23 protein-coding genes are annotated in these 23791 nt (G+C 31.5%); 13 read left to right on the forward strand and 10 right to left on the reverse strand.

Annotation, left to right across the window (positions count from 1 at the left end; translation table 11 throughout):
* Positions 1-827: 827 nt before the first annotated feature.
* The 13 genes from thrS to ASC72_RS11880 all read left to right on the forward strand — a co-directional run bounded on the left by thrS (position 828) and on the right by ASC72_RS11880 (position 13100).
* Positions 828-2774: a threonine--tRNA ligase gene (thrS, locus tag ASC72_RS11820; RefSeq protein ID WP_056190956.1), complete on the forward strand. Its 1947-nt coding sequence runs from the start codon at positions 828-830 to the stop codon at positions 2772-2774.
* A gap of 22 nt (positions 2775-2796) precedes the next feature.
* Positions 2797-3348, forward strand: coding sequence for a translation initiation factor IF-3 (infC, locus tag ASC72_RS23655; protein WP_072974136.1), 552 nt, complete (start codon positions 2797-2799; stop codon positions 3346-3348).
* Positions 3349-3479: 131 nt separating this feature from the next.
* Positions 3480-3677: a 50S ribosomal protein L35 gene (gene rpmI, locus ASC72_RS11830; RefSeq protein ID WP_007810722.1), complete on the forward strand. Its 198-nt coding sequence runs from the start codon at positions 3480-3482 to the stop codon at positions 3675-3677.
* A gap of 101 nt (positions 3678-3778) precedes the next feature.
* Complete coding sequence (gene rplT, locus ASC72_RS11835) at positions 3779-4123, forward strand: 50S ribosomal protein L20 (protein WP_007810721.1); 345 nt, start codon at positions 3779-3781, stop codon at positions 4121-4123.
* A gap of 140 nt (positions 4124-4263) precedes the next feature.
* Positions 4264-4836, forward strand: coding sequence for a Crp/Fnr family transcriptional regulator (locus ASC72_RS11840; protein ID WP_056190959.1), 573 nt, complete (start codon positions 4264-4266; stop codon positions 4834-4836).
* A 78-nt stretch (positions 4837-4914) separates the two neighbouring features.
* Positions 4915-5349 (forward strand): carboxymuconolactone decarboxylase family protein, encoded by a 435-nt coding sequence (locus ASC72_RS11845; RefSeq protein WP_056190961.1) that lies wholly within the window; start codon positions 4915-4917, stop codon positions 5347-5349.
* 168 nt (positions 5350-5517) lie between these two features.
* Positions 5518-7167, forward strand: coding sequence for a tetratricopeptide repeat protein (locus tag ASC72_RS11850; protein ID WP_241775688.1), 1650 nt, complete (start codon positions 5518-5520; stop codon positions 7165-7167).
* Between the two features lie 67 nt (positions 7168-7234).
* A complete protein-coding gene (locus ASC72_RS11855; RefSeq protein ID WP_056190963.1) occupies positions 7235-8917 on the forward strand; it encodes a tetratricopeptide repeat-containing sensor histidine kinase in 1683 nt (560 codons plus the stop codon).
* Positions 8910-9107 (forward strand): ATP-binding protein, encoded by a 198-nt coding sequence (locus ASC72_RS11860; RefSeq protein WP_056190965.1) that lies wholly within the window; start codon positions 8910-8912, stop codon positions 9105-9107. The genes ASC72_RS11855 and ASC72_RS11860 overlap by 8 nt, the downstream gene beginning before the upstream one ends.
* Positions 9108-9274: 167 nt before the next feature.
* A complete protein-coding gene (locus ASC72_RS11865) occupies positions 9275-11047 on the forward strand; it encodes a tetratricopeptide repeat-containing sensor histidine kinase (protein ID WP_056190969.1) in 1773 nt (590 codons plus the stop codon).
* 9 nt (positions 11048-11056) lie between these two features.
* A complete protein-coding gene (locus ASC72_RS11870) occupies positions 11057-11725 on the forward strand; it encodes a response regulator transcription factor (protein WP_056190971.1) in 669 nt (222 codons plus the stop codon).
* Positions 11726-11865: 140 nt separating this feature from the next.
* A complete protein-coding gene (locus ASC72_RS24095) occupies positions 11866-12033 on the forward strand; it encodes a hypothetical protein (protein ID WP_157849277.1) in 168 nt (55 codons plus the stop codon).
* A gap of 263 nt (positions 12034-12296) precedes the next feature.
* A complete protein-coding gene (locus ASC72_RS11880) occupies positions 12297-13100 on the forward strand; it encodes an endonuclease/exonuclease/phosphatase family protein (protein ID WP_056190975.1) in 804 nt (267 codons plus the stop codon).
* A 1-nt stretch (position 13101) separates the two neighbouring features.
* Here ASC72_RS11880 and ASC72_RS11885 read toward each other — a convergent pair whose 3' ends face one another.
* From ASC72_RS11885 to tgt, 10 genes are all read right to left on the reverse strand, one after another.
* A complete protein-coding gene (locus tag ASC72_RS11885; RefSeq protein ID WP_056190977.1) occupies positions 13102-14358 on the reverse strand; it encodes a hypothetical protein in 1257 nt (418 codons plus the stop codon).
* A gap of 340 nt (positions 14359-14698) precedes the next feature.
* A complete protein-coding gene (locus ASC72_RS11890; RefSeq protein WP_056190980.1) occupies positions 14699-15364 on the reverse strand; it encodes a response regulator transcription factor in 666 nt (221 codons plus the stop codon).
* Between the two features lie 114 nt (positions 15365-15478).
* Complete coding sequence (locus ASC72_RS11895; RefSeq protein WP_056190981.1) at positions 15479-16270, reverse strand: sensor histidine kinase; 792 nt, start codon at positions 16268-16270, stop codon at positions 15479-15481.
* Positions 16271-16334: 64 nt separating this feature from the next.
* The gene (locus tag ASC72_RS11900) at positions 16335-16787 is read right to left on the reverse strand and encodes a hypothetical protein (protein WP_241775689.1); all 453 of its coding nucleotides are present in this window, start codon (positions 16785-16787) and stop codon (positions 16335-16337) included.
* Between the two features lie 192 nt (positions 16788-16979).
* Positions 16980-17345 carry a hypothetical protein gene (locus tag ASC72_RS11905; RefSeq protein ID WP_056190983.1) on the reverse strand — a complete coding sequence of 122 codons (366 nt, stop codon included), beginning with the start codon at positions 17343-17345 and terminating at the stop codon, positions 16980-16982.
* A gap of 137 nt (positions 17346-17482) precedes the next feature.
* Positions 17483-19027 carry a replicative DNA helicase gene (gene dnaB, locus ASC72_RS11910; protein WP_026984039.1) on the reverse strand — a complete coding sequence of 515 codons (1545 nt, stop codon included), beginning with the start codon at positions 19025-19027 and terminating at the stop codon, positions 17483-17485.
* Positions 19028-19167: 140 nt separating this feature from the next.
* A complete protein-coding gene (locus ASC72_RS11915) occupies positions 19168-20121 on the reverse strand; it encodes an acetyl-CoA carboxylase carboxyltransferase subunit alpha (protein ID WP_056190985.1) in 954 nt (317 codons plus the stop codon).
* Positions 20122-20232: 111 nt separating this feature from the next.
* Positions 20233-21120, reverse strand: coding sequence for a DMT family transporter (locus ASC72_RS11920; protein ID WP_056190987.1), 888 nt, complete (start codon positions 21118-21120; stop codon positions 20233-20235).
* Complete coding sequence (locus ASC72_RS11925) at positions 21107-22195, reverse strand: LptF/LptG family permease (protein ID WP_056190989.1); 1089 nt, start codon at positions 22193-22195, stop codon at positions 21107-21109. Before ASC72_RS11925 ends, ASC72_RS11920 begins: the two co-directional genes overlap by 14 nt.
* A gap of 90 nt (positions 22196-22285) precedes the next feature.
* A complete protein-coding gene (gene tgt / locus ASC72_RS11930; RefSeq protein ID WP_056190990.1) occupies positions 22286-23416 on the reverse strand; it encodes a tRNA guanosine(34) transglycosylase Tgt in 1131 nt (376 codons plus the stop codon).
* Positions 23417-23791 lie beyond the last annotated feature (375 nt).

A 23791-nucleotide genomic window follows, 5' to 3' on the forward strand; every position in this document is an offset into this window, starting at 1 on the left:
GGGTGCAAATGTAACATCCGTTTTCAAATCTCACAAGCTTTTTGGAATCTTTTTTGAAAAAAAAATTTTTCGTTTGATTCTTAATGCCTGTCAGTATTTCAGTGAACGTCTGTCGCTCTTGCGGGTGCAAAAGTAGCACCTTTATTGAGTTCTGCAAGCTTTTTTCTGAACTATTTTGCATCTTTTTTATAAGTTTTTCTTAACACTCTGATAACAGTAAACTTACAGATTGATCTTTTTTACTGTTTTTAAGAATTTTCTGTAGTATTTATGTTTATCTTAATTCTCAGGTTCTCAAATGTGCCGCTTTTACGGACTTCACATCGTTGCATCCTCTTTAATGAGAACTTCACAACATTACCCTCCGCCCTTTTTATATCGATTTTAATGGTTTCAACTGTCTTTTGGTGTTTTGCCATGAAGGCATTAAGATACAAAAGCTCTTTTCTGCTTTTTTCTTATACTATATATAAGGAGCGCTTCTTATAAAAACAACTCCCCTAGCCCCGATGGGAGGGAAAATCCTTTTGTGCCGGGGTTCGGCACAAAAGATTGGAAGGACAGCGGGAAATAGCTCCTGATTAAAAAATAAATTCCAAATCTTTAAATTCCAAATTCCAATTGCAATGAGCTTCGGCTTCTCTCAGCCTCTCATATATATTCGGTAATATATATTAAAGTACAATCTCCCTCCTTATATATATGTATAAAAAAGCGTCAATTTTAGAATAACATTCATTCCATACATATATATAGTATAAACATGCATATATATATTGTATGTATTTTAGTAATGCGCTATATTTGCATTCACAAAATTATAAACAATGATTAAGATTACTTTACCCGATGGGTCGATTAGAGAGTTTGCTTCAGGCGTAACTCCGATGGAGGTTGCTAAAAGCATTAGTGAAGGATTTGCAAGAAATGTGATTTCGGCATCTTTTAATGGTACAACAATAGAAACCGAAACTCCATTGACGACCGACGGTAGTCTTATTTTATATACTTGGAATGATGCAGAAGGCAAAAAAGCTTTTTGGCATTCGACTTCGCACGTAATGGCGCAAGCCTTAGAGGAATTGTATCCTGGGATTAAATTAACTCTTGGGCCTGCAATCTCAAATGGATTCTATTATGACGTGGATTTTGAAGATCAGAAAATCGTTGAAGCTGACTTTAAAAAAATCGAAGATCGTGTTCTTGAGATTTCAAGAGAAAAGCATGAGTTCAAAATGCGTCCGGTTAGTAAAGCTGACGCTTTAGAAATGTATAAAGATAACGTTTACAAGACTGAATTAATTTCAAATCTTGAAGACGGAACTATTACTTTTTGTGATCATGCTACTTTTACAGATTTATGTAGAGGTGGACATATTCCGAATACAGGTATCATCAAAGCTTTTAAAATCATGAGCGTTGCTGGTGCTTACTGGAGAGGTGATGAGAAGAATAAACAATTAACTCGTGTTTACGGAACATCTTTTCCTAAACAAAAAGATTTGACGGAGTATCTTGAACTTCTTGAAGAAGCAAAACGTCGCGATCACCGTAAATTAGGCAAGGAACTGGAATTGTTTGCTTTCTCTCAAAAAGTTGGCGCTGGTTTACCTTTATGGTTACCAAAAGGCGCGGCACTTAGAGATCGTTTAGAGCAATTTTTAAAGAAAGCTCAAAAGAAAGCAGGATACGAGCAAGTCGTTACTCCACATATTGGTCAGAAAGAACTTTATGTAACTTCTGGTCACTATGCTAAATATGGTGCGGATAGTTTTCAGCCAATCAATACTCCAGCTGAAGGTGAAGAGTTTTTATTGAAACCTATGAACTGTCCTCATCACTGCGAAATCTATAATGTAAGACCTTGGTCATACAAGGATTTACCAAAGCGTTATGCTGAATTTGGTACTGTATACAGATATGAGCAATCTGGTGAATTGCACGGCTTAACTCGTGTAAGAGGATTTACTCAGGATGATGCGCATATTTTTTGTACTCCGGAGCAATTGGATGAAGAATTCAAAAAAGTAATTGATCTTGTACTTTATGTATTCGGTTCGTTAGGTTTTGAAAACTTTACTGCTCAAATTTCGTTAAGAGATCAAGAAAACAGAGAGAAATACATTGGTTCTGATGAAAATTGGGAGAAAGCTGAAAACGCGATTATCAACGCTGCTGCCGACAAAGGATTGAATACTGTCGTAGAATATGGCGAGGCAGCTTTTTATGGCCCGAAGCTTGATTTCATGGTAAAAGATGCTTTAGGAAGACAATGGCAATTAGGAACAATTCAGGTTGATTACAACTTGCCGGAACGTTTTGAATTAACATACAAAGGTGCTGATAATGAATTACATCGCCCTGTAATGATTCACAGAGCTCCTTTTGGATCGATGGAACGATTTATCGCTATTTTACTAGAACACACCGCAGGAAATTTCCCACTTTGGCTAATGCCTGAACAGGCTATTATATTGTCTTTGAGCGAGAAATACGAAATTTATGCTAAAAAAGTTTTAGATTTGCTAGAAAATCACGAAATTCGCGCCCTAATTGACAACAGAAGTGAGACAATTGGCAAGAAAATTAGAGATGCAGAAATGCAAAAAATACCATTTATGCTGATTGTGGGTGAGGAGGAAGAGAAAAACGGAACTATTTCTATTCGTCGTCATGGTCAAGAAGGAAAAGGGAATATTACAGTTACAATTGAGGAATTTGTCGCAATTGTAGACGAAGAAATAAAAAAGACATTAAAAGTTTTTACAGTTTAACTTAAATTATAAAGTCATAGCAATAAGAAGCAACAGAGGTTATCAACCTCGAGTAGAAAAAAAAGATGCACACAGAATAAACAACAATATTCGTGGTGTACAAGAAGTAAGATTAGTAGGCGAGAACATCGAACCAGGTGTATTTAAGCTTGCTGAAGCTTTACGTTTAGCAGATCAATTCGAATTAGACTTGGTTGAGATTTCGCCAAACGCTGAGCCGCCGGTTTGTAAAATCATGGATTACAAGAAATTTGTTTACGAACAAAAGAAACGTGATAAGGTTTTAAAAGCTAAGTCTACGCAAGTTGTAGTAAAAGAGATTCGTTTTGGACCTCAGACAGATGAGCATGATTACGAATTTAAAAGAAAGAATGCTGAAAAGTTCCTTAAAGAAGGTGCTAAATTAAAAGCATTCGTATTCTTTAAAGGACGTTCTATCATCTACAAAGATCAAGGGCAGATTTTATTACTACGTTTGGCTACGGATTTAGAAGAACATGGTAAAGTGGAAGCTATGCCAGTTTTGGAAGGAAAGAGAATGATTATGTTCATTGCTCCGAAGAAGAAAAAATAATTATTTGCTATAAGCAATAAGCTTTAAGCTTTAAGCAATCAGTTATTTAAACTTTGCCTAAAGCTTAAAGCCTAAAGCCTAAAGCTTTTGAAAATATAAGTAAGTAAGAATAAATTAAAACACTAGGAAAAATGCCTAAAATGAAAACAAAATCTAGCGCCAAGAAACGTTTTAAAGTTACTGGTTCTGGAAAGATTAAAAGAAAGCATGCTTTTAAAAGTCACATCTTGACTAAAAAATCTAAAAAACGTAAATTAGCTTTGACTCACTCAGCGCTAGTTCACTCTACAGATATGAAAAGCATTAAACAACAATTAAGAATTATCTAATAATTCTTTAGGTTAAAAAATTATTTATATAACCTTGGAGTATGGCTTTTAAGTTCCTTTGATTCAATTCAGGACGCCTGCTACAAAAACACATTAAAATTATGCCAAGATCGGTAAATTCAGTTGCTAAAAGAGCAAGAAGAAAAAAAATAATGAAGCAAGCCAAAGGTTTCTTTGGTAGACGTAAAAACGTTTGGACAGTTGCTAAGAATGCAGTAGAGAAAGCAATGTGCTACGCTTACCGCGATAGAAAACAAAACAAAAGAAATTTCCGTGCATTATGGATTCAACGTATCAACGCTGGAGCTAGATTGGAAGGAATGTCTTATTCTCAATTCATGGGTAAAGTTAAAGCTAACGGAATCGAATTGAACCGTAAAGTTCTTGCTGATTTAGCTATGAACCACCCTGAAGCTTTCAAAGCAATACTTAATAAAGTAAAATAAACGTTTTATAAACTCAATTTAGATTACTTACTTATCATAGAAAAACCATTCGCATTGCGAGTGGTTTTTTGTTTTGAAACAGTTTCTGTTTTTTTTAAAAATTAAATTTTAAAGGTACATTTGTCTAAATCAACAATCATATGCACGAAGCACTTTGTCGACATATCGAAAAATTCATCACTCTGGAGCCATCGGAAATTGACACTTTAGAATCATGTTTGCAGCTTTCTAAAATAAAAAAGAAAGAACATCTTTTAAAGGAAGGACAGGTTTGCACTACCATGTATTTTGTTGTTAAAGGCTGTATAAGGCAATATATCATAAATGCGAAGGGAAGTGAACAAACACTTCAATTTGGCATCGAGAACTGGTGGATTACTGATTTGTTAAGTTATCACAACCACACACCTTCTCACTTCTACATTCAGGCTGTGGAGAACTCAGAAGTCATTGCAATAGAAAAACCGACGCTGGAAGCTCTGTTAATTCAAATTCCGAAGCTGGAGCGTTACTTTAGAATCATTTCTGAGAAATCTTTTGGTGCCATGCAAATGCGGATTAAATTCTTATTTACTATGTCGGCAGAAGAACGATATAATCATTTCAACAATCTTTTCCCGGAATTCGTACAACGAGTTCCCCAATATATGATTGCCTCTTATTTAGATTTCTCGGCTGAGTTTATGAGTAAGATCAGGGCGGGAAAAGTATGATTCTAATTTCTTGAAGTAGTTCAAGTTTTTTTAAAGAGATATCCCTGAACTTTGTATCAAACTTTAAAAACACACAAAATGACACCAAGAATCGTTATCCCAACAGTTGCCCCACAAGCTTATCAAGCCATGATGAATTTAGAAAAATACATTTCTACTACTTCATTAACACCTGTACATAAAGAATTAATTAAAATTCGTGCCTCACAAATTAATGGTTGTGCCTATTGTATTAATATGCATACAGCTGATGCCAGAAAATATGGCGTATCTGAACAACGCATCTATTTATTAAGTGCCTGGCGTGAGGCTGATGTATACACTGAAGAAGAAAAAGCTATTTTAGCTTTAACTGAACAAGTAACTATGATTAGTAATCATGTTTCAGAAGAAGTTTATCAAAATGCGGCTCGATTATTTGACGAAAAATACCTTGCAGAAATCATTATGATGATTATTACCATAAATGCATGGAATCGAATTGGTGTTGCCACAGGAATGAGAGCTTCATAATTTTATAAAGATAAATTTTACAACATTCAAGCAAATACAAGCCCTCACACCAGAGGGCTTGTTTGTATGTACTTGTAAATGAGATTAAAAAAATTATCATTTTTGCAATAATTTAAAATACCGTATTTATACGCGTACGCAAGAATTAAAATTTTCTATTTTTGGCTCATGACTACAAAAAAGCCCGAAATAATTTTTTACATTACAATACTACTTCTTGTCTTTTTTTCTTGTCAAAAAAAGAAACAAACTGCTATTGTAGCACCAAAAAGCACTAAGGCACAAGTCGTGAAGTTAATCGCTATTGCCGACAAGCTTTATGATGAAAAAAACTTTGATAGTGCATTTTATTACTACAATGAAGTAAAATCAATTTGTAATCCGATGACTGATTCGGAAAATTTTGTCAGTACATTAGATCGAATGGCAGATATTCAACAAAATAGAGGTGATTATTCCGGAAGCGAATCTACAGCTACAGAAGCAATTCCTTATTTAAAATATATAAAAAATCCTAAACATGCATGGAACACTTATGTTATATTAGGAATCAATTTTTTAAATACATACGATTATAAAGCAGCATTAAACTATTTCAATAAAGCCCTAAACTTAAAAACTACAAATTGGAGAAAGGCAGCTGCCCAAAACAATATAGCTTGTACTTATATCCAACAACAAAAATATACAGAAGCCATACTTATTTTTGAGAATTTACTAAAAACGGATGGCATAAAAAAATTTGATGAAGACTATGCAAGAGCACTTGACAATATAGGTTTTTGCTATTTAAAAATAAAAGATAAAAAAGCTCTCTCCTATCTAAACAAAGCTTTAAAAATAAGAACCGAAATTAATGATAATATCGGCCTTGGTTTAAGCTATCATAATTTGGCGCAACTACATCTGGAAAATAATTTAACCCTAGCTAAAAAATATATGCTTCTTAGTTATGAAAAATATACCGGAACAAATCAAATAGATGGCAGAATGTCTTCTTTAAAATCATTAATAAATCATAGTAATGATAATGAATTAAAAAAATACTCTCTCTTATATATTCATTTAAACGACAGCATTACAGAAGTAAGACAAAAAGCAAAAAATCAGTTTGCAAAAATTAAGTATGACACTAAAAAAGAAAAAGACGAAAATTTAAAATTAAAAACCTATAAAGCTGAAAACGAGTTACAACTAGAAAGGCAAAAAAATCAAAATATTATTTCGTATACTCTAATTGCTTTAAGTTTAAGTTTGATTGTAGTTTTATATTTCTATTTAACTTCAAGAGGAAATAGAGAAAAAATTGAGGCTACCTATAAAAGCGAAACAAGAATCGCAAAGAAGCTACATGACGAACTTGCCAATGATATCTATCACACTATGGCTTTTGCCGAGAACAAAAATCTTTCACTATCTGAAAACAAAGAACAGTTACTAACTAATTTAGATACTATATATTTAAGAACACGGGATATTTCAAAGGAAAATAGCCCTATAATTACTTCTGAAAAATATACTTTTTATTTAAAAGAAATGATTTCCCGCTTTAATACTTCGAATACTACTCTTTTATTAAATGACATAGAAACTATTCCATGGAGTGAAATCGAAAAAAATAAAAAAATTACAGTTTATAGAGTTTTACAAGAATTGCTTGTAAACATGAAAAAGCACAGTAACGCTACTTTGGTCGGAATTAATTTCAAAAAAACAGATAAAAGCGTTATTATAAACTATACCGACAATGGAAAAGGTATTGATGTACATAATATAATTTTTAAAAATGGCTTACATAAAGCCGCATCCTTAGCATAAAAGGAGAAATTGATATTGATACTGCACCTGAAAAAGGTTTTAAGGTTTTTATTAAATTTCCATTGTAATGAAAAAACGTTTTTATTCTTTTTCAAAAAAGACGCTTCTAAGATATCTGTTATTAATAATGACATTATTATTAATAGCTGTATTGTTTGTACACTTTTGTCAAAGGAAAACAGTAGTAAAACAAAAACCAGATCATACAGAAGAAATAAAAAGGCTTACAGATAAAGCCGATACTTTTTATGATACAAATAAACTAGACAGTGCTTACATATATTTTAATACGATTCAACAATTATGTGATCCAAAAACAAACTATGTTGATTATGTGTATGCCTTATCTTGTATGGGAGAAATTCAACAATCATTTGGTAATTATATAATTAGTGAAAGTCTTCTAACTAAAACTTTGCCTTATTTACATAAAATAAAAAAAACAAGATATGCCTGGTTTGTGTATAATATGCAAGGCCTTAATTATTTTTATCGTTCCGACTATCATAATGCCCTGATATATTTTAAAAAAACATTGCACCTAAAAACAACTCTCTGGAGAAAATCATATGTTTTAGGCAACATAGCTATAACTTATATGGAACAGTACAAGTACAAAGAGGCAATAGATTTGTTGATTTTATTAACCAAGCACAAACAGATTTCAGAATATGATCTACTTATAAACGATCCTCAACAAGCAACTTTATTGGACAATTTAGGTTTATGCTACTATAAACTAAAAAACTATGAAAAGTCCTTAGATTGTTATAAGAAAAGTCTAAAGATAAGATTGCATATAAAAGAAGATCATTTAATCTCTCTTGGATATATTCATTTATCAACCGTTTATCAAAAAAAAAATCCTCAATTAGCAAAAAAATATGCTAAATTAGGATATCAAAAGGCTTTAGAGTTTAATAATTTTCCGCACAAAATTAGTTCTCTATCTGAATTAATTAAAAGTAGTCAAGCTAACGAATTGAAAAAATATTCACTAATCTACATACATCTGATTGACAGTTTTAACAAGGCGAACCAAATGACAAAGAATGAGTTTACCAATATAAAATATCATTTCAACAAAGAGAAAGAAGAAAACTTACAACTCACAGCCGAAAAAGTCGAAAACGAGTTACAACTAGAAAGGCAAAAAAATCAAAATATTATTTCGTATATTCTAATTGCTTTAAGTTTAAGTTTGATTGTAATACTATATTTCTATCTAACTTCAAGAGGAAATAGAGAAAAAATTGAGGCTACCTATAAAAGCGAAATAAGAATCGCAAAGAAACTACATGACGAACTTGCCAATGATATCTATCACACTATGGCTTTTGCCGAGAACAAAAATCTTTCACTATCTGAAAATAAAGAACAGTTACTAACTAATTTAGATGCTATATATTTAAGAGCACGGGATATTTCAAAGGAAAACAGTCCTATAATTACTTCTGAAAAATATACTTTTTATTTAAAAGAAATGATTTCTCGCTTTAACACTTCTAATACTAATCTTTTATTAAATGATATAGAATCTATTCCGTGGAATGAAATCGAAAAAAATAAAAAAATTACAGTTTATAGAGTTTTACAAGAATTGCTTGTAAACATGAAAAAGCACAGTAACGCTACTTTGGTCGGGATTAATTTCAAAAAAACAGATAAAAGCGTTATTATAAACTATACCGACAATGGAAAAGGTATTGATGTACATAATATAATTTTTAAAAATGGCTTACATGATTAATTTCAAAAAAACAGATAAAAGCGTTATTATAAACTATACCGACAATGGAAAAGGTATTGATGTACATAATATAATTTTTAAAAATGGCTTACATAATGTCGAAAGCCGCATCCTTAGCATAAAAGGAGAAATTGATATTGATACTGCACCTGAAAAAGGTTTTAAGGTTTTTATTAAATTTCCATTGTAATGAAAAAACGTNATATTATGTACATCAATATGTATTGATGTACATAATATAATTTTTAAAAATGGCTTACATAATGTCGAAAGCCGCATCCTTAGCATAAAAGGAGAAATTGATATTGATACTGCACCTGAAAAAGGTTTTAAGGTTTTTATTAAATTTCCATTGTAATGAAAAAACGTCTTTATTCTTTTTCAAAAAAGACGCTTCTCAGATATCTGTTATTAATAATTACATTATTATTATTAATAGCCATATTGTTTGTACACTTTTGTCAAAGGAAAACAATAGTAAAACCCAAACCAGATCATACTGAAGAAATAAAAAGGCTTACAGATATTGCTGATATCTATTTTGAAACTGATAAAAAAGATAGCGCAATATATACTTACAATAAAGTCAAGTCTTTATGCGACCCAAAAACAAATACCACAGATTATGTCTATGCATTGTCATGTATAGCAGAAATCTATCAAAAACAATCTAATTATATTGCTAGTGAGGCAAGTGCAACTGAAGCACTCCCCTATCTAAAGAACATAAATAATCCTCGATATTCCTGGATCGTATATAATTTACTCGGCATAAATTATACGCAGAGTTTTGATAACAAGAATGCTATTTTCTATTTCAAAAAAGCAATTCATTTAAATACGAGTGTCTGGAGAAAAAGTCTAGCCATAAATAACTTAGTCGCTGTTTACATGGAACAATATAAATATAAAGAAGCAGCAGTACTGCTTAATATATTAGCCTCTCAAAAAAACATTTCGAGTTATAATGCAGCAAATAATAATGACCACGCTTACATAATTGACAATTTGGGATACTGCTACTATAAACTTAATGAACCTAAAAAGGCATTAGATTCCTATTACGAAGGGTTAAAAATACGTTTACAGCCCCAAAATAGTGATGGATTATCAACTTCATATAAACATCTTTCTGTATTTTTTCAAAAAAGCAATCGGGCCCTGGCAAAGGAATATGCTAAAAAGGCTTACGATTATGCTTTGGAGACAAATAATAATATGGAAAGAGTTCGCAGTTTAGCATTATTGGTTGAAAACAGCGAGGGAACTGATTTAAAAAAGTACTTAATAAAATACATTCATCTTGTTGATAGTTTAAATCTTGCCAACAACAAAATAAAAAACCAATTCTCTAACATTAAATATAACTTTAATAAAGACAGGGCCGAAAACTTACAGCTTAAAGCTATAAAAATAGAAAGTAATTTACAATTGGAAAGGCAGAAGAACAGGATTATTATCTCATATGTAATAATAGCTTTTGCTTTAGGACTCATTTTATTCCTGTATTTTCATCTAACTTCCAAAGGTAAAAAAGAAAAAAATGACGCTATTTTCAGCAGTGAAATACGAATATCCAAAAAATTACATGATGAACTGGCTAATGATGTTTATCAAACAATAGCCTTTGCAGAAACTAAAGATCTCGAAAAGGAGAATAATAAAGAAATATTATTAAACAACTTAGATACTATTTATTTCAGAACCAGAAATATTTCAAAAGAAAATAGCAATATTTCTACAGATAAGAGTTTTCCTCTCGCAGTAAAAGAAATGATTTCGGGGTACCAATCTCCGGGAATTAACATATTAATAAATGGTTTTGATGCTATTCACTGGAATGAAATAGAAAAAAATAAAAAAATAATTCTTTACAGGGTTTTACAAGAGTTATTTGTTAACATGAAAAAACACAGTGAAGCAACTGTGGCAAGCATTTCATTCAATATAAAGAATAAAAATTTACAGGTTATTTATATTGATAACGGGGTAGGAATCAAAAATAACACCTTAATTTTAAAAAATGGGCTCCAAAATGTGGAAAGCCGTATTAAAACTATAAATGGAACTATTATTTTTGGCAATAATTCAGAAAAGAGTTTTAAAATAAGTTTCACTTTTCCTTTATAAAATATAAATATGTTTAAAAAAGTTTTAGTAGCCGAAGATTTAGATAGTATAAGTATAGCTGTTATACAAGTACTTGAAGACTTAAAAATACCAACCATACATCATGTAAAATATTGCGATGATGGTTTATTAAAGATAAAGAAAGGACTCAATGACAACGAGCCTTATGATTTATTAATTAGTGATTTGTCATTCAAATCAGATCATCGAAAAACAGAACTTTCTGACGGTGAAGATCTTATTAAGGCAATTAATGACGTACAACCTTCACTAAAAAAGATTGTATTTTCAATTGAAGATAAATCATACCGAATTAAAACGCTTTTTAATGATTTAGGAATAAATGCTTATGTTTCAAAAGGACGAAACAGTATTAATGAATTAAGAAAAGCTGTTGAAGCTACTTATAGAGGAGAAGAAAAAATTCTATCGTCTGACTTATCGTTTAGTTTTAACGATAAAGCTTTGATTGAAATTGAATCCTATGATATTTCAATTCTAAAATTATTAGCGCAGGGATATATCTTAGAAAGTATTTCAAGCGAATTTAAATCTTCTTCGATTACTCCTAATGGAACAAGTAGCATCGAAAAAAGAATCAATAAATTAAAAATATACTTTAAAGCGAATAATAATGTACACTTAATTGCTATTGCTAAAGATTTTGGCTTAGTATAAATTTAATTGCGTTACGGTTTCCCGTAAGGAAATGTTTTTTTATCCTTATAAATTTGTTTAAATCTATTAACCAACCAATGAAACCTAAATTCCAAATTAATTTTATCTCAAAAATTAATACAACCAAAAACAAAATCATTATGAAAACTATGCTACTATGTATCTTTCTTTCAGTAAGTTTTGCTTTCGTCTCTGAAAAATCGGGTTGGCTTGAAGTTGACTGGAAAATTATTTTTATTCCGGCACTTCTTGTTTTGCAAATCATTATTATTTCTACGGCCTTAAAGAACAGATATAAAAAACATTAAAAGTTATTTTTCAATCTTAAAATTCATTAGATATGAAAAAATACCTTTTAATTATATTATTATGCATTATTCTAATATTGCATTGGTATAACTCCAAAACTGAAATAATGATTCCCAAAGGAATCATCAAAGAAAATTTTAAAACTACACAACAGAAAAAGCATTCTCTCAAATAGATTTTAACTTTAAACAACATGTAAAAATTAGAGTAATTAAAATATGAGCCATTTTTAATTTACTTATATTTGATTTTTAAATTCTGCATGAAAAACATCTTAAGTTTTGTTCTCCTACTTTTTAGCATCTTCTCTTTTTCACAAACTAAAATCCTCTCCTGGAATTTAGAAAATTTTGGAAAATCAAAATCTAGTGATGAATTAAATTTTATCGCCAACACTATTCTTAATTACGACATAATTGCAATACAAGAGGTTGTTGCAGGTTACGGTGGTGCACAGGCTATAGCAGAACTAAATAAAATATTGAATGAAAAAGGCTCAAAATGGGATTATATAGTTAGTAATCCAACTAGTGGTAATAGTTATAAAAAGGAACGTTATGCTTTTATTTGGAAAGTCAAAAAGATAAAATTAAAAGGTAATCCGTGGCTTGAAAAAAAATATCATTTAGAAATTGATCGCGAACCTTTTTTCGCTACTTTCGAAATTGACCAAAAAACAATTACTTTAGTTAACTTTCATGCCATTACAAAAAACAAACAGCCAGAAACAGAAATTAAATACTTTAAATTTCTACCTTTTGAATATCCCGGTTTGAATTTAGTTTTTATAGGAGATTTTAATTGTCCTCAATCTCATTCCGTTTTTAATCCATTAAAAAAAACAGGGTATACTGCTATTTTACAAAATCAAAAAACGTCATTAAAACATAAATGCAAAAATAACAATTGCTTGTCATCAGAGTTTGATAATATTTTTTACAAGACAAATTCTCTAGACTATAAAGATTCAGGCATTATTCCTTTCTATAAGACTTTTAATTCTTTACAAGAGGCCCGAAAAATATCAGATCACATACCAATTTGGTTTGAGTTTTCTTTAAAATAAACTAAGTTTTAAGTTTTTTCTTCTTTGCCGCAGGAAATAAAACATTATTTAAAATTAATCGGTATCCTGGAGAATTTGGATGTAAATCTAAAACTGTTGGCGGATCTCCAACCTGATGCTGAAAATCTTCAGGATCATGTCCTCCAAAAAAGGTAAACATTCCCTTCCCTTTTTCACCGTGAATATATCTGGCTTCGCCATTGAGTTCGCAGCTCCCCATTATTAATACATTGGATTTTACAAATGCAGAATCAAATGATGTTGTTTGTCCCATAAATCCCTTTACTAATTGTGTATGGTTCTGACACAACATACTCGGAATTGGATCCCATTTTGCAGAAAACTCCATTAGCGAAAAATAATCCTTTTCAACAGGAATTTTGCGTTTTAACGTCATATCAATGTCTGAAAACTCATATTGTTCGGGTCTTCTTTCTAGCGTAAAATCTTTAAAAGCAAACGAATTTCCATAATTCAATTTTGCCTGATAATTGGAGTCGCTGGCATCACCATCAAACATTGCTTCGCAAATATCTACCCCATCAGCTGCAAGTGCAATATCAAAACTATCAGTAGCAGAGCACATTGCAAACATGAATCCTCCGCCAATAACAAAATCCCTAATTTTTTTTGCAACAGCACCTTTTTCCTGAGAAACTTTAGTATAACCTAATTTTGTTGCCAATGCTTCTGCATCTTTTTTCTGGTCAATATACCATGGTGTATTTTTATAAGCAGCATAAAATTTTCCATATTGCCCGGTAAAATCTTCATGATGTAAGTGTAACCAATCATAAAGTAATAACTGATCACTTAAAACTTCTTCATCATAAATTGGCGTAAAAGGAATTTCGGCATAAGTCAGCACAAGAGTTACAGCATCATCCCAAGGTTGTTTACCCTTCGGAGTATACACGGCAATTTTGGGCGCTTTCTCAAGAATTACAGATTCCATGTTTTGAGAAGGGCTTGAAATTTCATTTAAAATAGAAGCTTCTTCACTATCTGAAAGTATTTCAAAACTAACACCACGGATTTGGCATTCTTTACGAATCTCTTCTACATCTGGCAATAAAAATGAGCCTCCCCGATAATTGAGTAGCCAACTTGCTTTATAATCTTTACTTAAGCACCAATATGTAATCCCGTATGCTTTCAGATGATTTTGTTGCGTCGTTTCGTCCATTGGAAGTAAAATGAATGAAGCTTTTGACGTAAAAGAAAGCAACAGAATGAAAATATAGATTAAACTCTTCATTAGAAAATTATTTTAGTAAAGATATAAAGGAAGCATTAAAAAACACAATAGGCTTAAGTGTTTTTAAAGGAGAAATATTTAATAAAGAAATGATCATTTGTTTTAGTGTTTTTCAATGTAAAAACAGGTAAAAACACTTATGTCACAAAACGAAATTCTGTTTACATTTGATCTCTCAAATCATTGAAGTATTAACCGATAAAAGCCAGTACATGAAGTTTAATGGAAGTAATAATCAGCCGAAAGGGCTCAATCTTTTACAAAAAATAGGTATCTGTGTACTTGTAATTACTATAATTTTGTACTATGTATTATCAATTCAATTTTTGACCAGTTAGTTTTAAATTGTTAAAGAAGCAATTTCGTTCTGAATAGCATACACGACAAGACCTGCAATATTTCTTGATTCTGTTTTAAGTAATAAATTATTGCGATGCCCTTCTACAGTTCTGGGACTTAAAAAAAGATGATCTGCAATTTCAGAAGTTGTTTTTTGCTGACAAATAAGCTGCAGTATTTCTATTTCACGAGGTGAAAGAAAACTAGTCTCTAAATTTCCTTTTGAGTTCTTCGACGAGATAATTGTTTCCTGAATCGTTTTTAGTACATTTTCATTATAATAAAATCCTTTAATCATTACTTCATTAATAGTATGGATCAAATCTTTAGGAGTTGTATTTTTAATAAGATATGCAACCGCTCCCACCTGAATCATATTTGCAATAAACGATTTCGTATCATAACTGGTTAAGGCAATTATTTTAATATCGGGGAAAGATTTTCGAATGATTTTTGTTGCCTCAACGCCATTTAAAACAGGCATTTTTAAATCCATGATAATAATATCAGGTTTAATTTCATACTCTTCTAAATTCAAAAGAAGCTCTTCTCCGTTTGAGGCCTCAAAAATAATTTCGATATTATCTTCTCTTTGCAATAAAAAAGCAATCCCTTTTCGAAATAAAACTTCGTCATCAACTAAGGCAATTTTAATATCTGCACACATTATTAATTCTGTTTTTGGTCATTTGGTTTGTCGAAATTACAAAATATGCATTAGAAAACAGTTGAATTATTTCGATATAATGCTTAAAAAGCTGATTTATTTTTAAATATTAACTTAAAAAGTAAAAATCACAGAAATACCTTTGTTAATTTGAGAGTTTATTTTAATATTTCCATTCAAAAAAGAAACGCGACTATCAATGTTTTTCATACCTAAACCTTTTTTATTTTCGGCATTTTTACTATCAAAACCGACACCGTTATCTTCATAATTGCAAGTATCAATGGATTCAATATTTTTAAAAGAAATCCAAATTTCAGTAGCTTTTCCGTGTCGCAATGAATTATTCATTAATTCCTGTAAAATTCTAAAAATATGTAAATGACGATCGATGTCGTTATCATCAAAATCAATTTCATTTTTATAATACACTTTTACCGCTTTACTACTTTCAAATTCCACGCATAATTCTTCAACACCAGCATTAAGTCCAAATTTTTCAAATACAGGTGGTAATAAATTGTGAGCGATCTTTCTTGAATTCTCTAATGCTTTGGTAGTTAAACTAATGATATTCTCAGTGATTTCATTAGTTTCTGCTTCTGTTAAATTTGGTGCTGATAACAAATGTGTATTTAAAGAAACGATATTGAGTTTAGAACTAATATCATCATGAAGATCTTGTGCAATTCTTTTGCGTTCTTCTTCTTGTGCGATGATTACAGCATGCAGCTGTTCTTTTTGATATTGTAATATTAAGTCTCTTTTCTCTAATTCTTTTTGAATGATTTTCTTTCTGGAGAAATAGAAAAACACAATTAAAAAGACAGCAAGAATCATGAAAAAACATGATGTATATAAAATTATTGCAACAATTTCTTTATCAGGAATTGAATTACCATTCATCGTCAGGTATTTATTTATTTTCTGTTTGAGATCTCAAATATATTCTTTAAAATATTCATTACTATCATTCAACAAAATTTTTCTTTTGAAAACTTACTTTCCACTCATATAAAATAAATAATTGGTTGACTGCAACAAAAAATGCATTTAAATTCCAACTTATTAATCTTACTTCCTTACTCAAACCAATCGTAAGATTGCCAACCAAAAATAAAACCGTACTTGCTAATAAATAAATGATAATTCCCACCGTAATATAATAGTACCTTTTACTGTCTGTAAGCATTTTGTATAAATAAAGTAATGCAAAAACAACAACAAGTAAAGAGGTTAATACTATCTCAAATAAATTAAATTTAAAAAACAAACCAGGCTCTAATACATATTGGATTACTAATAGCAATAAACCAAAAAACAGAGAAAATGTTATTATTTTTTTTTGAAAGTCATTTTGCAAAAGTGTCTTGTAAAAAAGACCTAATAAAACAAACTGACCAATGAAATAAAGATGAATCAAATAGAGATTATTAATACTAAACGAAGTTAAAACCTCCATTGTTAATTGAATAATTACTAATAGAAAAAGATAAAAAGTATATATTTTAAAGGCTTTTCCAAATTTGAAAAAGCCTTTTGTATATAATATGAAATTGATTATTAAAACTAAATAACCAAAATAGGTGAAAAAAAGATATAACATTTAGTTCAATTAAAAAGGACTATCAGGATCTCCATTAGGTGGACATGGGCGAGTAGCATCATAAACAACATCTCCCTCGTTTTCAATTTCATTTGCAGGAAAGAAAACATCTCTGTAAATACCCTTTTCATCTAATTTTGTTCCGACAAAAAATAAAACTTGCTCACCAGCATTATTAATTCCTTTATATGCCCGAACAGCATCAATTGGATTTCCTAATACTGCTTTTAAAGTTTCTAACGGAATAAGATAACCTGTAATTTTATTCTTCTCATCTTCATCTGAACCAGGAGCTCGACGATATTTCTCTGCCCAAACCTTTGCTTCAGTGACAGGAATTTCAACGCTTCCAAAATTTTGTAATTCTTTTGACATAATTTAATTTGTTTTTGGTTATGTTTTACATTGTGCAATTGATTTTTAACAACTGCCGCGCTAAACTACTGATTTTTTGTTAACATTTTAACAATTGTTCATAAAAAAAAGCCTTACAAAAAGGCTTTTAAATTTTATTAAAAAGGAACATCACTATCATCATCGTCATCATTCAGATTGCTTCCAAAAGCTTCATTGGCGGAAGGCAGATTTTTAGTGATAAACGGATTATCATCATGATTCATTTTAGAAGGCAAATCATCATAACTACCAGAAAAATCATCAAGGTTATCAAATTTTCCAAGGTGACCCAAAAATTTCAATCGAACATTTTCGATACCACCATTACGGTGTTTGGCAATCATAATTTCTGCCTGACCAGCTGTTGGCGAAGCCTCATCATCATCCCATTCATCAATTTTGTAATATTCTGGTCGGTATAAAAACGAAACGATATCCGCATCCTGTTCAATTGCTCCGGATTCACGAAGATCCGATAGCAACGGACGCTTACTTGAACCACGTGTTTCAACCGCACGCGATAACTGCGAAAGTGCAATTACCGGAACATTTAACTCTTTTGCCAGTGCTTTTAAGTTTCTGGAAATTGTCGAGATCTCCTGCTCACGATTTCCTCCTCCTTTACTATTTCCTCCGGCAGTCATCAATTGCAAATAATCAACAATCACGATTTTGATACCGTGTTGCGAAACCAAACGACGACATTTTGCTCTTAAATCAAAAATAGAAAGTGATGGTGTATCATCAATATACAGCGGCGCTTTTTCTAAGTTTTTCACCTTAGTACTCAACATTTCCCATTCATGGGGTTCTAATTTACCAGTACGTAATTTCTCTGAAGACAATCCTGTTTCTGATGATATTAATCTCGTAATTAATTGTACTGAAGCCATCTCGAGAGAGAACAATGCAACTGGATGTCCAAAATCAATAGCCATATTTCTAGCCATTGAAAGTACAAAGGCAGTTTTTCCCATCGCTGGTCTGGCCGCAATAATAATTAAATCACTTGGTTGCCATCCGGAAGTAAGTTTATCTAAATTAGTGAAACCGGTTTCAACACCACTCAAACCTTCTTGTTTGGCAATTTCTTCAATACGTTTTTTTGCCTGAAGTACTAAGCTCTGAGCTGTTTCAGAACTACGCTTTATATTTCCTTGTGTTACTTCGTATAATTTTGATTCGGCCTGATCTAACAAATCAAATACATCTGTTGTTTCATCATAAGACGCTTCGATAATTTCAGAAGAAATTCGAATCAAACTTCTTTGAATAAATTTTTGAAGAATGATACGAGAGTGAAATTCGATATGCGCCGAAGACGCAATTTTTTGCGTGAGCTGAATTAAGTAAAAATCCCCTCCTGCTAAGTCTAATTTTCCGTTCTTTTTTAGCTGAGCAGAAACAGTTAACAAGTCAATTGGCTGCGTTTCTGTAAAAAGCTGAACAATTGCTTCAAAAATAAATTTATGAGCATCTTTATAAAATGCATCGGGTTGTAAAATATCAATTACATCATCTACCCCTTTTTTATCAATCATCATCGCTCCAAGCACAGCTTCCTCTAAATCAAGTACTTGTGGAGGTAATTTTCCTTTTTCTAAATTAATAATTGTGGTTTTATCGACCTTTACAGGATTTATGTTCTTGAAATTTTCCATATAGCGAAAGTAACAAATTTTAAAAAAAAATTGCTATCGAGTTATAACTATTAATTGTTTATAAATAAGATTTTTTTGTTCATAACCAAAAAAAAATCCGAAACTGTAAGGCTTCGGATTTTAATTAATCTTGTAAGAATTTACTCTTTATACTCGCCCATATTACTATATTTGTCCATTCTTTGGGCAATTAAGTCGGCTGTTGATAAGTCTTTCAATTCGTTATATCCTTTGGTAATGTATTCGGCTACTGTTTTAAAAGTAGTTTCGCGATCATAGTGCGCTCCACCTAACGGTTCCGGAATAACATCATCCACTAATTTTTGTCTTTTCATGTCAGATGAAGTCAATTTCAAAGCATCAGCAGCACGTTCTTTGTACTCCCAGCTTTTCCATAAAATCGATGAACATGATTCTGGAGAAATTACAGAATACCATGTATTTTCTAACATATATACTTTATCTCCAACACCAATTCCTAAAGCTCCACCAGAAGCACCTTCACCAACAATGATTGTAATAATTGGCACTTGCAAACGAACCATCTCAAAAATGTTTCTTGCGATAGCTTCTCCTTGTCCTCTTTCTTCAGCTTCCAATCCTGGATATGCACCCGGAGTATCTACTAAAGTTAAAACCGGAATTCCAAATTTCTCTGCCATTTTCATCAAACGCAAAGCTTTACGGTATCCTTCAGGATTTGCCATACCAAAATTACGGTACTGACGTGTTTTTGTATTAAAACCTTTTTGCTGACCCACGATCATAAACGATTGTCCGTTTACTTTCCCTAATCCGCCAACCATTGCTTTATCATCTTTAAAACCTCTGTCTCCATGAAGTTCTAAGAAAGTATCACCGCAAATTGCTCTGATGTAATCTAAAGTATAAGGTCTGTTTGGATGTCTTGAAAGCTGAACACGTTGCCACGCCGTCAGGTTTTTGTATATTTCTTTCTTAGTTTGCTCTAATTTTTTGTTGATTTCCTTGCAGGTTGGTGTTACATCAACGTCAGATTCTTTTCCAATTATAACACACTTTTCCAGCTGCTCTTCAAGTTCTTTGATTGGAAGCTCAAAATCTAAATATTCCATGGATTTTTGAATTTTGTTTGTAAATCGAACCGCAAATATAAAAATATTATATCATTGGCACAGTTAATTGTTAGTAAAGTATCAAATTGTGATTTAAAAATAAGTAAACTATTACACTTCTTTCTTATTTTTATAATGTTTAAAAACGCCATTTAAGATAACTGTAATTACAATTATTAAGGCGCCAATATAAAATTCTGTGCTCATTTTCTCCTTTCCTCCAAGTATAAAATAAGCCAGCATAATGCCGTAAACAGGCTCTAAATTAGTCGTTAACATAACGGTGTAAGGCGTTAATTTCTGCATTACTTTTACAGAAGCAGTAAATGCGTATGCCGTACAAACTGAAGCTAAAATGAGCAATAAAATCCAATTGTTTAATGACATTGTAAAAAAGTCTTCAGTAAATTTTCCTTGCACTAAAAAATAAATAGAAATAAAAAAAACTCCCGCGCCAAATTCATAAAATGTAATAACTGAAGGTTCGTGGTCTGATATTAATTTTCCGTTCATTAAGGTAAACAAAACTCCTAAAATAATAGATGCCAGTGCATAATACATTCCATGCAGGTATTTAACCTCGACTTGCATAATCAAAGCTAAACCTGCAATGATTATTAATCCGAAGAAAACTTCGTAGAATAATATTTTTCTTCCGTAAAAAAGAGGTTCTAATAAAGAAGCAAAAAAAGCACCTAATGAAAATATCGAAAGTGTTATCGAAACATTAGAAACATGAATTGCCTTGAAAAAGAAAATCCAATGCATGGCAATTAGCAATCCCACAAAAATTAATTTAGCAAAAGACTGAGCCGATATTACAAAAGATTGTTTTTTATATGCTATAAATCCGGCAAGAAAAATTCCGGCAAGGAGCATTCTGAACCAAACCAAATTTTCAGCATCAATTGTTATTAAGGCGCCCAAAATGGCTGTAAAACCCCAGATAAAAACAATTAAATGAAGATTTAAATAACTTTTTAAATTATCGTTTCGCATTACGTAATAAGTAAACTGCCAGAATTCCGAAAACAATATTCGGGAACCAAACAGCTAATAAAGGTGAGAAAGTAGATTTTTCGGCAAGTGTACCAAAGATTTTATCAAAAAACACAAAAGAGAAAGCAATTGCAATTCCGATAGCTAAATTGGTCCCCATTCCACCGCGTCGTTTCATAGACGAAACAGCAACAGCAATAATAGTTAAAATAAAGGCAGAAACAGGAACACTATATTTTTTATAAAGAACCACCAAATAGGTATTAATATTTCCTGAACCTCTTTTTCTTTCCTTATCAATAAACTTATACAGTTTACCAAGACTCAAAGTTTCGGCAATATAAACTACCGGAGTCAGATCTTCTAATTCAAACTTAAAAGGAATATGTTTTTCAGGGCTTTTTTCAATCACATCATTCAGTTCATCAACAGTTCTTTTTGTATAGTCATATAAAATATAGGTTTTCTTAACCGGATCCCATTTAATTCGGCTTGCCGTAATTTTATATTTCAGTTTATCTTTTTCAAAATGCTCTAACGAAAAATTAAAAGCTGTTTTAGATTCTTCCTGAAAACTATTAACGAAAATAAAATCATTATCATTAATTTGTCGGTAAACATTGGTGTTTTCACCACGCATTAACTCTTTTCCGTTTCCTTTTAAATAGGTATATCTAAAATTATTAAAGCCTTCGCTTGCTGCGGGAACAATGTAAAACCCCATTAAAAGCACAAAAACCGAAACAATAGACGCGCCTATAATATAAGGGCGAAGAAATCGTGTAAAGGAAATTCCAGAACTTAAAATCGCAATAATCTCGGTATTATTAGCCAGTTTTGAAGTAAACCAGATAACCGATAAAAACAAAAATATCGGAAACAGGGAGTTCGCAAAATAAATGGTAAAGTTGTAATAATAGTAAGCAATATCCAGAAACGGAATCTTGTTCTCCAGCATTTTATTCACCTTTTCAGAAACGTCAATTACAATTCCAATCGGAATAAATAATAAGATCATCACCGAGAAAGTGGCTAAATATCTTTTTAAAATATACTTGTCTATTATCGTTAACATAGATTTCTTTTGTTTTTTTTTGTTTCATGTTTCAAGTTCCAAGTTCTGTACATAACCTGAAACCCGAAACTAAAAAAACTTGAAACTTTTTTATAATCTTTGGCTCATATTTTTAACCATCATTTCTTTCCATGATCTAAAATCTCCTGCTAAGATATGTTTTCTGGCTTCACGAACCAACCACATATAGAAACCAAGATTATGAATCGTGGCAATTTGCTTTCCTAAATATTCGTTGGCAGCAAATAAGTGACGTAAATAAGCTTTTGTATATTCAGTATCCACGAAAGTGTGACCCATCTCGTCAATCGGAGAAAAATCAGCTTCCCACTTTTTATTTTTAATATTGATAGTTCCATTTGCCGTAAACAACATTCCGTTTCTCGCGTTACGTGTTGGCATTACACAATCGAACATATCAATTCCTAACGCAATATTTTCCAAAATATTAATTGGAGTTCCAACTCCCATCAAATAACGGGGTTTATCTTCTGGCAAAATTTCACAAACTACTTCGGTCATCGCATACATTTCTTCCGCAGGCTCTCCTACTGATAATCCGCCAATTGCATTTCCTTGCTGACCAGAATTGGCAATATATTCTGCCGACTGACGACGCAAATCTTTATAAGTACTTCCCTGAACAATCGGAAAAAATGTTTGCTCATACCCATATTTATAAGGAACTTTATCTAAATGATTGATGCAACGATCCAACCAACGATGTGTCATGTGCATCGAACGTTGTGCGTATCTGTAATCGCAAGGATAAGGTGTACACTCATCAAAAGCCATGATAATATCAGCACCAATAGTACGCTGAATTTCCATTACATTCTCCGGAGTAAAAAAGTGGTATGAACCGTCAATATGCGATTTAAACTTCACTCCTTCTTCCTTGATTTTTCTATTATTTGAAAGAGAATACACTTGGTATCCGCCAGAATCTGTCAAAATATTACGATCCCAGTTCATGAATTTATGCAATCCGCCTGCTTTTTCAAGAATTTCAGTCTGCGGACGTAAATATAAATGGTAAGTATTTCCAAGAATAATATCCGGGTTAATATCTTCTTTCAATTCGCGTTGATGCACCCCTTTTACCGAAGCAACTGTACCAACAGGCATAAAAATAGGCGTTTCAATTACGCCGTGATCTGTAGTAATACTTCCCGCTCTCGCTTTAGATTGCGGATCTTTTTGTAATAAATCAAACTTCATCTGTTTCTTTTTTCAGTCGGCAAAGATAAGCTAATTTCAGGAAAATTTAATTAATTAGATAATTTGCCAATTAGAAAATTAGATAATGATTTTCAGAAGGCTTAAAGTTGGGATTTGGAATTTAGAAAATTTGGAATTTTAAGTTTCATTTGGGCGTTCTCCGCCGCGGCGGACGGGCTATCCGCTATATTCCCGATTAACAAAAACTACGGCTAAAAAGCTACCGTCTGGACACAAATATTTTTTTTTAATTATATTTGAGAAAAAGTGCAGACCAGATATTTTGAAAATTTAAAAGACAAGCGATTGTTGAATAGAGGTAATTCTATTCTCAATCGCTTGTTTGCTAATAGTATTTATTCGATAAGACAATTA

This window comes from Flavobacterium sp. Root420 (genome assembly GCF_001427905.1).
GTDB lineage: Bacteria > Bacteroidota > Bacteroidia > Flavobacteriales > Flavobacteriaceae > Flavobacterium.

Bases quoted from the DNA above. Each gene is read 5' to 3' on its own strand.
- thrS (WP_056190956.1), top strand. From the start codon at position 828: ATGATTAAGATTACTTTACCCGATGGGTCGATTAGAGAGTTTGCTTCA.
- rpmI (WP_007810722.1), top strand. From the start codon at position 3,480: ATGCCTAAAATGAAAACAAAATCTAGCGCCAAGAAACGTTTTAAAGTT.
- rplT (WP_007810721.1), top strand. From the start codon at position 3,779: ATGCCAAGATCGGTAAATTCAGTTGCTAAAAGAGCAAGAAGAAAAAAA.
- ASC72_RS11840 (WP_056190959.1), top strand. From the start codon at position 4,264: ATGCACGAAGCACTTTGTCGACATATCGAAAAATTCATCACTCTGGAG.
- ASC72_RS11845 (WP_056190961.1), top strand. From the start codon at position 4,915: ATGACACCAAGAATCGTTATCCCAACAGTTGCCCCACAAGCTTATCAA.
- ASC72_RS11850 (WP_241775688.1), top strand. From the start codon at position 5,518: ATGACTACAAAAAAGCCCGAAATAATTTTTTACATTACAATACTACTT.
- ASC72_RS11855 (WP_056190963.1), top strand. From the start codon at position 7,235: ATGAAAAAACGTTTTTATTCTTTTTCAAAAAAGACGCTTCTAAGATAT.
- ASC72_RS11860 (WP_056190965.1), top strand. From the start codon at position 8,910: ATGATTAATTTCAAAAAAACAGATAAAAGCGTTATTATAAACTATACC.
- ASC72_RS11865 (WP_056190969.1), top strand. From the start codon at position 9,275: ATGAAAAAACGTCTTTATTCTTTTTCAAAAAAGACGCTTCTCAGATAT.
- ASC72_RS11870 (WP_056190971.1), top strand. From the start codon at position 11,057: ATGTTTAAAAAAGTTTTAGTAGCCGAAGATTTAGATAGTATAAGTATA.
- ASC72_RS24095 (WP_157849277.1), top strand. From the start codon at position 11,866: ATGAAAACTATGCTACTATGTATCTTTCTTTCAGTAAGTTTTGCTTTC.
- ASC72_RS11880 (WP_056190975.1), top strand. From the start codon at position 12,297: ATGAAAAACATCTTAAGTTTTGTTCTCCTACTTTTTAGCATCTTCTCT.
- ASC72_RS11885 (WP_056190977.1), bottom strand. From the start codon at position 14,358: ATGAAGAGTTTAATCTATATTTTCATTCTGTTGCTTTCTTTTACGTCA.
- ASC72_RS11890 (WP_056190980.1), bottom strand. From the start codon at position 15,364: ATGTGTGCAGATATTAAAATTGCCTTAGTTGATGACGAAGTTTTATTT.
- ASC72_RS11895 (WP_056190981.1), bottom strand. From the start codon at position 16,270: ATGAATGGTAATTCAATTCCTGATAAAGAAATTGTTGCAATAATTTTA.
- ASC72_RS11905 (WP_056190983.1), bottom strand. From the start codon at position 17,345: ATGTCAAAAGAATTACAAAATTTTGGAAGCGTTGAAATTCCTGTCACT.
- dnaB (WP_026984039.1), bottom strand. From the start codon at position 19,027: ATGGAAAATTTCAAGAACATAAATCCTGTAAAGGTCGATAAAACCACA.
- ASC72_RS11915 (WP_056190985.1), bottom strand. From the start codon at position 20,121: ATGGAATATTTAGATTTTGAGCTTCCAATCAAAGAACTTGAAGAGCAG.
- ASC72_RS11920 (WP_056190987.1), bottom strand. From the start codon at position 21,120: ATGCGAAACGATAATTTAAAAAGTTATTTAAATCTTCATTTAATTGTT.
- ASC72_RS11925 (WP_056190989.1), bottom strand. From the start codon at position 22,195: ATGTTAACGATAATAGACAAGTATATTTTAAAAAGATATTTAGCCACT.
- tgt (WP_056190990.1), bottom strand. From the start codon at position 23,416: ATGAAGTTTGATTTATTACAAAAAGATCCGCAATCTAAAGCGAGAGCG.